This is a genomic window from Yersinia sp. LJYL362 (assembly GCF_048323875.1).
Genome location: NZ_JBLWEX010000030.1, coordinates 1 through 8,698 on the forward strand (window position 1 = coordinate 1; position 8,698 = coordinate 8,698).

Genomic DNA, 8,698 nt, shown 5'->3' on the forward strand with positions numbered 1-8,698 from the left:
TTGATGAGGGTTTTAGGCGTATCACACTAAGTTTTGCATACAAGAATGTAGCTAAACCGCGTGTGGCTAAAAAAAAGAGATATATTATGATGAAAATTAATGGAATTACTTTCAAACCTTCTACCTGCCAACTCTTCCTGTCTGCCATTCTGGCCAGTGAGCATCACTGGTGTAGCGAGCTGTAGCGTCTTTCTTCTGCCGTAGTTAATAAATTTAACAAAATTTATACGCCAAGTGAGTTTCTATTTCTTACGGCCTGCGCACGTCTATTCCCTATGAATAGGATGCCGAGTGAGGATAACCGTAACAAATAGACCTTAGCGTGCGTTTATGCGTGTTAGGAGAAGAAAAATGATTTATTGGATATTTTTAGGTTTAGCGATTGTGGCTGAAATTATCGGCACTTTATCCATGAAATACGCCAGTGTCAGTGGTGAATTGACCGGGCATATCGTGATGTATTTTATGATAACCGGTTCATATATATTGCTGGCGCTGGCGGTGAAAAAAGTGGCACTAGGCGTGGCTTATGCGCTGTGGGAAGGGATTGGTATCCTGATTATCACTGTTTTCAGTGTGTTGTGGTTTGATGAAAGCTTGTCACCACTGAAAATTGCCGGTTTAGTGACTTTGATCGGCGGCATAATGTTAGTGAAATCAGGCACTCGCAAGCCAAAGAAACCAAACAGTCCGAGCCGAAATTCGGGTGAGCATCATGCAACAGCTTGAGTTTTATCATATTGCGTTTCTAATATTGGCGGTGATTCTGGAGATAATCGCCAATATCTTGCTGAAAATGTCAGATGGTTTTCGCCGGGTATGGTTGGGCATATTATCACTGTTATCCGTGTTAGGGGCCTTCAGTGCGTTGGCTCAAGCGGTAAAAGGCATAGAATTATCAGTGGCTTATGCTTTGTGGGGTGGGTTCGGTATCGCCGCCACCGTGGCCGCGGGTTGGATTTTGTTTAATCAGCGGCTGAACTATAAAGGCTGGATTGGTCTGATTCTGCTCTTGGCCGGCATGGTAATGATTAAGCTATCCTGATATCCCCTTTGTACTTGAAGTTGCAGGGGTGTTGGCTGCGCGCGCAAACCCGAATCACTTACCAGTGTAAGCTCATCGGGATTTGTTTGCTGGCCGCCTACCTGCAACTCCAATTACTTTGGGTATATCGAGTGACATTTTTTAGTTGAAGTAGATCGCAAAATCAAATAGCCGCAATAATTTTTATTTCAACTTTATACTTCGGATTCATTAGTTTAGCTTCGACCGTGCAGCGTACTGGTGCATTGCCATCAACCACCCAAGCATCCCACGCTGCATTCATTGCCGCGAAGTCGGCCTTATCAGCCAGAAAGATAGTCGCATCCAAAATACGGCCTTTATCTGAACCGAGCTGATTCAGCATCATATCAATGGCTGCCAGGGTGTTTGCTGTCTGCGCTGTGGCGTCTGCATCCAGATTTTCCGGAACGCTGGTGTAATAGATTGTATTGTTAAATACCACTGCGTCTGACCAACGTTTTTCTGGATTAATGCGCTCAATACTCATTTTCACTCCCTTGTGTGAATGTCAATTGCTATTAGGGTAGCATAGCTTGTGGCGAGAATGTGTGGTCGTGAGGCGTCAGGCTTGGCATAATCACCGCTGATTTCGCCCGGAAGAGAAAGCGTGACAGACGATTTTGCAACAGACGGTGCATTAGCACAGGCCATTACAGGTTTTAATCCCCGTGAGTCCCAGCGCCAAATGGCTGCGGCAATCAGTGAATCTATTGATGCCAAGCAACAACTGGTGGTTGAGGCGGGTACAGGGACCGGTAAAACATTTGCTTATTTGGCTCCTGCATTACGGGCTGATTGCAAAGTTATTATCTCCACTGGCTCCAAAGCGTTGCAGGATCAACTGTATTCCCGAGATTTGCCCACTGTCGCAACTGCCTTGAAATACAAAGGAAAACTAGCGTTACTCAAAGGTCGCTCAAACTACCTGTGTCTGGAGCGGCTGGAGCAACAATCACTGGCGGGCGGCGAGTTGGCCAGTGAAACATTAGTGGATTTAGTTCGCTTACGCGGCTGGTCAGCAGAAACCGTGGACGGCGATATCAGCACCTGCGGTGAAGTTGCCGAGGACAGTTTTGTCTGGCCGTTAGTCACCAGCACCAATGATAATTGTCTGGGCAGCGATTGCCCGCTATATAAAGAGTGTTTTGTGGTGAAAGCCCGCCGCCGGGCAATGGATGCTGACGTGGTGGTGGTTAACCACCATTTATTCCTGGCAGATATGGTGGTGAAAGAGAGCGGGTTTGCCGAACTTATCCCCACGGCTGATGTGATGATTTTCGATGAAGCCCATCAGATACCCGATATTGCCAGCCAATATTTCGGTCAGCAACTGACCAGCAGGCAACTGATGGATTTGGCAAAAGACATTATTATTGCCTATCGAACTGAGGTGCGTGATTCAGCGCAATTACAAAAAAGTGCTGACCGCCTGACCCAAAGTACGCAAGACTTTCGTTTGGTGTTGGGGGACCCAGGTTATCGCGGTAATCTGCGCGATGTGATGGAGCAACCTGCTATTCAGCGGGCACTGCTGTTGCTCGATGATGCGCTGGAACTGTGTTACGACGTGATGAAGCTTTCGCTGGGGCGCAGTGCTATGTTGGATGCGGCCTTTGAACGCGCGACAGTGTATCGCAACCGATTGAAACGATTAAAAGATGTCTCCATGCCCGGTTACAGTTATTGGTATGAATGTAACTCACGACATTTTGTGCTGGCGCTAACGCCATTGTCAGTTTCTGACCGCTTTCGCGAATTAATCGAAGAAAAACCCGGAACCTGGATTTTCACCTCAGCCACACTCTCAGTGAATGACCAATTATCACATTTCACCTCACGGTTGGGGCTGACTCACGCCAAAACGCTGTTACTGCCCAGCCCATTTGATTATGCCAATCAAGCATTGTTGTGTGTGCCGCGTAATCTGCCTTCCGCCAATGAGCCGGGGGCGGCGCGTAAGCTGGCGGTAATGCTAAAACCTTTGATTGATGCTAACAAAGGGCGCTGTTTCTTCCTGTGTACCTCGCACCAGATGATGCGCGGGTTGGCTGAAGAGTTCCGCGCCAGCATGACACTACCGGTATTGGTGCAAGGGGAAACCAGCAAAGGGCAGCTCTTGGCTCAGTTTGTGGCGGCGGGGAATGCGCTGTTGGTGGCGACCAGTAGCTTTTGGGAAGGGGTGGATGTGCGCGGTGATGCGTTGTCATGCGTTATCATCGATAAACTGCCGTTTACCTCGCCGGATGACCCTTTATTGAAAGCACGCATTGAAGATTGCCGTTTGCGCGGCGGCGACCCGTTCAATGATGTGCAATTGCCCGATGCAGTGATTACGCTCAAGCAAGGTGTGGGGCGTTTGATCCGTGATATTGATGATCGCGGTGTACTGGTTATCTGTGATAATCGACTGGTGATGCGCCCTTATGGCGCGATGTTCCTCAACAGTTTACCCCCCGCGCCCCGGACCCGTGATTTGGCGAAAGCTATCGCTTTTCTCAAGCAGCGCGATTGAGGGAAAAGCGAGGAGGGGTGTGCTATCATGCGCGCCCTGTGTTGAATTCATCTTCTTTTCCTGCCGAGGTTGGCATGTCCACGCGAATTTTAGCGATCGATACCGCAACAGAAGCTTGTTCTGTTGCGCTCTGGAACAACGGCGAAGTTCAGGCCCTATTTGAGCTTTGCCCACGAGAACATACCCAACGAATTTTACCCATGGTGCAACAAGTGCTGGCGGAGTCGGGCTTATCCCTGCAACAACTCGATGCACTGGCTTTTGGCCGGGGGCCGGGCAGCTTTACCGGTGTAAGAATTGGCATCGGCATTGGCCAAGGGCTGGCATTGGGCGCTGATTTGCCAATGATCGGCATTTCTACCTTACAAACCATGGCTCAAGGGGCGTTTCGCCTGACGGGGGCCTCTCGCGTATTAGCGGCAATAGATGCTCGGATGGGCGAAGTTTATTGGGGTGAATTTGAGCGCAACGACGAAGGGCTGTGGCTCGGTGAAGCAAGTGAAGCGGTGATGACACCGGCACAAGCGCTGGAGCACGCACAATCATTGAGTGGCACTTGGGCCACGGTGGGGACGGGCTGGCAGACGTATCCTGACCTCATTAGCGGCAGCGGTGTGGTGCTGACTGACGGTGAAATAACTTTGCCGCATGCTGAAGATATGCTGCCGCTGGCGCTATCATCATGGGCGAATGGGCGGGTCGTCAGTGTAGAGAATGCCGAGCCAGTCTATCTGCGCAATGAAGTGACCTGGAAAAAACTGCCGGGTCGCTAGAACAGACCGATGCCGCTGTAATGTGAAAAATTAAGGATATAGCAACTTGTCATCTTGATTAGAGTCTAAAATATTAAGATAGCTACAGATATAGGATAAGGAGCTGCATGCTATGGCGATAAACACGTCAACACCTCAATCTATGACGAACAGAAGCCATAAATGGAGGTGTGGCTGGCTTGGATTGGGCGCTTTGCTACTTTCCGGTTGCGTCACGATCCCGCCTGCGATTCAGGGGACCACCGCGACACCGCAGCAAAATCTTAATTTGGTCCGTACCGATCCGAAAGTATTTATCGGGCAGGAAGCACGTTTTGGTGGCACCGTTATTAGTGTCACCAACGAAGCTCAGCGCACCCGGCTTGAAATTGCTAGCGTACCGTTAGATTCCGGAGCCAGACCTATTTTGGGTGAACCTTCACAAGGGCGTGTTATTGCTTATGTGAATGGCTTCCTTGAACCCGTCGATTTCCGTGGGCATCTTGTCACGGTTGTCGGGCCAATTACCGGTGTTGAAGCGGGTAAAATTGGCCAGGCACCTTATGATTTTGTGGTAATGAATGCCACGGGCTATAAGCGTTGGCATCTTGAGCAGCAAGTGTTAATGCCACCGATGATGGACCCTTGGGGTTATCGTCATCCGGGGATGTGGGGACCAGGCTGGGGCGGTTGGTATAATCCAGGGCCCGCACCGATACAAACTATCGTTACGGAGTAGTGCGGGTTACCCACCAGAACCTGTATTTAAGAGAAGGGCGCTGAATTTAGCGCCCTTTTTACATTTGCAATTAACAGGATAAAACATAAAAGATTTTATAATCATAAGGTTATGCTATTTCATATGTTCAAGCTAAAATAGCCTGTTGATTTTGTTGAGATTTATTTGTCAGCCTTCGCCGACTTGATTATTTCTATGATCTCAGCGCCAGAAAATAGTGATGTATATCGCAACCTCAAAATTGTTTAAAAGCAAACTGGTAAGCTGAGTTAAAATATTGTTAAAGTTCTGGTGTAAATAAGTTTGCCTCCCTATTTGGGCGACTAATAATAATTTCAGGAGCGCTACCTTGGAAAAAGTATGGCTAAAGCGGTATCCGGCAGATGTCCCCGCAGAAATTGACCCGGATCGCTATTCTTCTTTGGTGGAAATGTTTGAGAACGCCGCATTACGTTATTCGGATCAACCAGCGTTCATCAATATGGGGGAGGTGATGACCTTCCGTAAGCTGGAAGAGCGTAGCCGGGCTTTTGCCGCCTATTTACAGCAAGGCTTGGGATTACAAAAAGGCGACCGCGTTGCATTGATGATGCCTAACCTGTTGCAATATCCTATCGCTTTGTTCGGTATTCTGCGCGCCGGTATGGTTGTAGTGAATGTGAATCCGTTGTATACCCCGCGAGAGTTGGAGCACCAGCTTAATGATAGTGGTGCCGCGGCCATTGTTATTGTCTCCAACTTTGCCCACACATTGGAAAAAATCGTATTTAAGACCCAAGTCAAGCATGTCATTTTGACCCGAATGGGCGACCAACTGTCGACCGCGAAAGGGACTCTGGTTAATTTTGTGGTGAAATACATCAAGCGGTTAGTGCCGAAATACTATTTACCTGACGCCATTTCATTTCGCACCGCTTTACAAAAAGGTCGGCGGATGCAATATGTGAAGCCGGATGTTATCAATACAGATATGGCCTTTTTGCAGTACACCGGCGGTACTACCGGCGTGGCGAAAGGGGCCATGTTAACTCACCGTAATATGCAATCGAACCTGGAACAGGCTAAGGCGGCCTACGCGCCATTGTTGCAACCCGGTCACGAGCTGGTGGTGACGGCGCTGCCGCTCTATCATATCTTTGCTTTAACCATGAACTGCCTGTTATTTATTGAATTAGGCGGGCGCAGTTTATTGATAACCAACCCGCGTGATATTGCTGGAATGGTAAAAGAGCTCAGCCGCTATCCCTTCACGGCAATGACGGGAGTGAATACGTTATTTAATGCGTTATTGAATAACGAAGAATTCACCCAATTAGACTTCTCGACGTTACGGCTTTCCGTTGGTGGTGGGATGCCAGTGCAGAAAGCGGTGGCCGAAAAGTGGGAAAAACTGACCGGAAAACATTTACTGGAAGGTTATGGGTTGACTGAATGTTCGCCGTTAGTCACGGGTAACCCGTATGATTTGAAACATTACAGTGGCAGTATTGGCTTACCCGTACCGTCTACCGATGTTCGGTTGGTGGATGATGAAGGTAATGATGTTGCCTTAGGTGAGCCGGGCGAACTGTGGGTGCGCGGGCCACAAGTTATGTTAGGCTACTGGCAGCGCCCTGAAGCAACAGATGAAGTATTAAAAGATGGATGGCTGGCAACAGGTGATATTGCGACGTTAGATGAACAAGGTTTTTTGCGTATCGTTGATCGTAAAAAGGATATGATTCTGGTTTCTGGCTTTAATGTCTACCCCAACGAGATTGAGGATGTGGTGGCGTTACATGCGAAAGTGCTGGAGTCTGCCGCTGTAGGCGTGCCTAATGAGGTCTCCGGTGAGACAGTAAAATTGTTTGTCGTAAAAAAAGATGCCTCATTGACCCAAGAAGAGCTGCTAACCCATTGCCGCCGCTACCTAACAGGGTATAAAGTACCAAAAATAGTAGAGTTCCGTGACGAATTGCCAAAATCGAATGTTGGCAAAATTTTGCGTAGGGAACTGCGTGACGAGCAGATTAAAGCTAAGACGAACGAGCAAAACGCGGCTTAGCTTAACGAGGAAGTCACTCAATCATCATCAACAACGCCGGTTATCACCGGCGTTGTTGTGTTTGCCATAGAACTAACGACTAATAGAGAATCACGTTTTGAATTATCAGTTGATCACGACCGACAGTGCGTTGCAGCAGGTCTGCGAACAAGCCCGAACACATGCCCATGTTGCGCTGGATACAGAGTTTGTCAGAACCCGCACCTACTACCCTCAGTTGGGCCTGATTCAACTGTATGACGGTGAACAACTTTCACTGATTGATCCTTTGCCCATTACGCAGTGGCAGCCTTTTCGTGAATTGCTGCAAGATTTACATGTGGTGAAGTATCTGCATGCGGGGAGTGAAGATCTCGAAGTATTCTTGAATGCTTTCGAACTCATGCCCACACCGATGATTGATACTCAGGTGTTGGCGGCATTTTCTGGCCGTTCGTTATCGTGCGGTTTCGCCATGTTGGTGAATGAATTTGAAGGGGTCGAATTAGATAAAAGCGAGTCTCGCACGGATTGGATTGCTCGTCCGCTGAGTGAAAAACAGTGTGATTACGCGGCTGCTGACGTATTTTACCTGTTGCCGTTAGCCACTAAATTAGTTGAAGCGACCGAAGCCGCAGGGCGTATGGGCGCAGCTATTGACGAATGTGAGCTGTTATGCCGCCGTCGTAGTGAAACCCTCGATCCCGAATTAGCCTACCGCGAAATCACCAATGCCTGGCAGTTACGCGGTCATCAGTTGGCTTGTCTGCAAAAGCTGGCGTCATGGCGCTTGCGTCAGGCTCGTGAACGCGATTTGGCGGTAAACTTTGTGGTTCGCGAAGAGAATCTGTGGCAAGTCGCCCGTTATCAGCCCACCTCGCTGGGTGAGCTTGACTCACTGGGGTTAAGTGGGCAGGAAATCCGTTACCATGGCCGCACCCTGCTGGCGCTGGTGGCTGAAGGTAATGCCGTGCCTGAGGATGAGTTACCGCCACCGGTTATCAATCTGATTGACCAGCCGGGTTACAAGAAAGTCTTTAAAGATATTAAAGCACTTATTGTGTCGGTCAGTGAGCGCAGTGGGCTAAGTAGCGAATTGTTGGCGTCACGCCGCCAAATAAACCAATTACTCAGTTGGCATTGGAAATTGAAGTCAATAGAGACTCAACCTGAATTATTAAGTGGCTGGCGTGGGGATTTATTGGCTACGGAATTGACCGAGATTTTACAGCAATATTAATCGCAGAAATAAGCGCTAAGAATTTTCTTGCTTTGGCGGGTGTATATATAACAAGAATAGGCCTGGGTATATATACAGCTAATAAAACGGCATTACCCCCTGTAAATAAATACAGGGGGTAGTTATTGCGAAGAAATCATTTAGGCGTTTCTTCCGTTTCCGGTAATGTCACGTTAAGTTCAAGAACCGAAATATCATCCCCTTTCTGCTCAAATTGTACATGCAGCATTTCAGGGTCGATCTGAATGTATTTACAAATAACCGCCAAAATATCGCGTTTCAAGTCAGGCAAATAATGGGGCTCACTGTCCCCACGACGACGCTCAGCGACGATAATTTGCAGCCGTTCCTTGGCTATATTGGCTG

10 protein-coding genes are annotated in these 8,698 nt (G+C 48.4%); 8 read left to right on the plus strand and 2 right to left on the minus strand.

What is annotated here, in order from left to right:
* From ACNSO8_RS01185 to mdtI, 3 genes are all read left to right on the plus strand, one after another.
* The coding region (locus tag ACNSO8_RS01185) for a hypothetical protein (RefSeq protein ID WP_418393563.1) at positions 1 to 185 on the plus strand (185 nt) is incomplete at its 5' end.
* A gap of 166 nt (positions 186 to 351) precedes the next feature.
* Positions 352 to 729, plus strand: a complete 378-nt coding sequence (mdtJ, locus tag ACNSO8_RS01190; protein ID WP_418393576.1) for a multidrug/spermidine efflux SMR transporter subunit MdtJ — start codon at positions 352 to 354, stop codon at positions 727 to 729.
* Positions 716 to 1,045 (plus strand): multidrug/spermidine efflux SMR transporter subunit MdtI, encoded by a 330-nt coding sequence (gene mdtI, locus ACNSO8_RS01195; protein WP_005163022.1) that lies wholly within the window; start codon positions 716 to 718, stop codon positions 1,043 to 1,045. Before mdtJ ends, mdtI begins: the two co-directional genes overlap by 14 nt.
* A 163-nt stretch (positions 1,046 to 1,208) precedes the next feature.
* Here mdtI and ACNSO8_RS01200 read toward each other — a convergent pair whose 3' ends face one another.
* Positions 1,209 to 1,553, minus strand: coding sequence for a RidA family protein (locus ACNSO8_RS01200; RefSeq protein ID WP_038633337.1), 345 nt, complete (start codon positions 1,551 to 1,553; stop codon positions 1,209 to 1,211).
* Positions 1,554 to 1,673: 120 nt separating this feature from the next.
* Between ACNSO8_RS01200 and ACNSO8_RS01205 the strand changes: the two genes are divergently transcribed.
* From ACNSO8_RS01205 to rnd, 5 genes are all read left to right on the plus strand, one after another.
* On the plus strand, positions 1,674 to 3,578 hold the full coding sequence (locus ACNSO8_RS01205; RefSeq protein WP_418393577.1) for an ATP-dependent DNA helicase: 1,905 nt from the start codon (positions 1,674 to 1,676) through the stop codon (positions 3,576 to 3,578).
* A gap of 74 nt (positions 3,579 to 3,652) precedes the next feature.
* A complete protein-coding gene (gene tsaB, locus ACNSO8_RS01210; RefSeq protein ID WP_418393581.1) occupies positions 3,653 to 4,351 on the plus strand; it encodes a tRNA (adenosine(37)-N6)-threonylcarbamoyltransferase complex dimerization subunit type 1 TsaB in 699 nt (232 codons plus the stop codon).
* 112 nt (positions 4,352 to 4,463) lie between these two features.
* Positions 4,464 to 5,069 (plus strand): Slp family lipoprotein, encoded by a 606-nt coding sequence (locus tag ACNSO8_RS01215; RefSeq protein ID WP_418393578.1) that lies wholly within the window; start codon positions 4,464 to 4,466, stop codon positions 5,067 to 5,069.
* A gap of 349 nt (positions 5,070 to 5,418) precedes the next feature.
* Positions 5,419 to 7,113 (plus strand): long-chain-fatty-acid--CoA ligase FadD, encoded by a 1,695-nt coding sequence (gene fadD / locus ACNSO8_RS01220; RefSeq protein WP_418393579.1) that lies wholly within the window; start codon positions 5,419 to 5,421, stop codon positions 7,111 to 7,113.
* 97 nt (positions 7,114 to 7,210) lie between these two features.
* Positions 7,211 to 8,332, plus strand: a complete 1,122-nt coding sequence (gene rnd, locus ACNSO8_RS01225) for a ribonuclease D (RefSeq protein WP_418393580.1) — start codon at positions 7,211 to 7,213, stop codon at positions 8,330 to 8,332.
* A gap of 136 nt (positions 8,333 to 8,468) precedes the next feature.
* Here the strand turns inward: rnd and minE are convergent.
* Positions 8,469 to 8,698: cell division topological specificity factor MinE (gene minE / locus ACNSO8_RS01230; RefSeq protein ID WP_418393564.1), on the minus strand; the 230-nt coding region annotated here is incomplete at its 5' end.

Coding starts and splice junctions, on each gene's coding strand:
- mdtI (WP_005163022.1), top strand. CDS start 716: ATGCAACAGCTTGAGTTTTATCATATTGCGTTTCTAATATTGGCGGTG.
- mdtJ (WP_418393576.1), top strand. CDS start 352: ATGATTTATTGGATATTTTTAGGTTTAGCGATTGTGGCTGAAATTATC.
- ACNSO8_RS01215 (WP_418393578.1), top strand. CDS start 4,464: ATGGCGATAAACACGTCAACACCTCAATCTATGACGAACAGAAGCCAT.
- tsaB (WP_418393581.1), top strand. CDS start 3,653: ATGTCCACGCGAATTTTAGCGATCGATACCGCAACAGAAGCTTGTTCT.
- ACNSO8_RS01200 (WP_038633337.1), bottom strand. CDS start 1,553: ATGAGTATTGAGCGCATTAATCCAGAAAAACGTTGGTCAGACGCAGTG.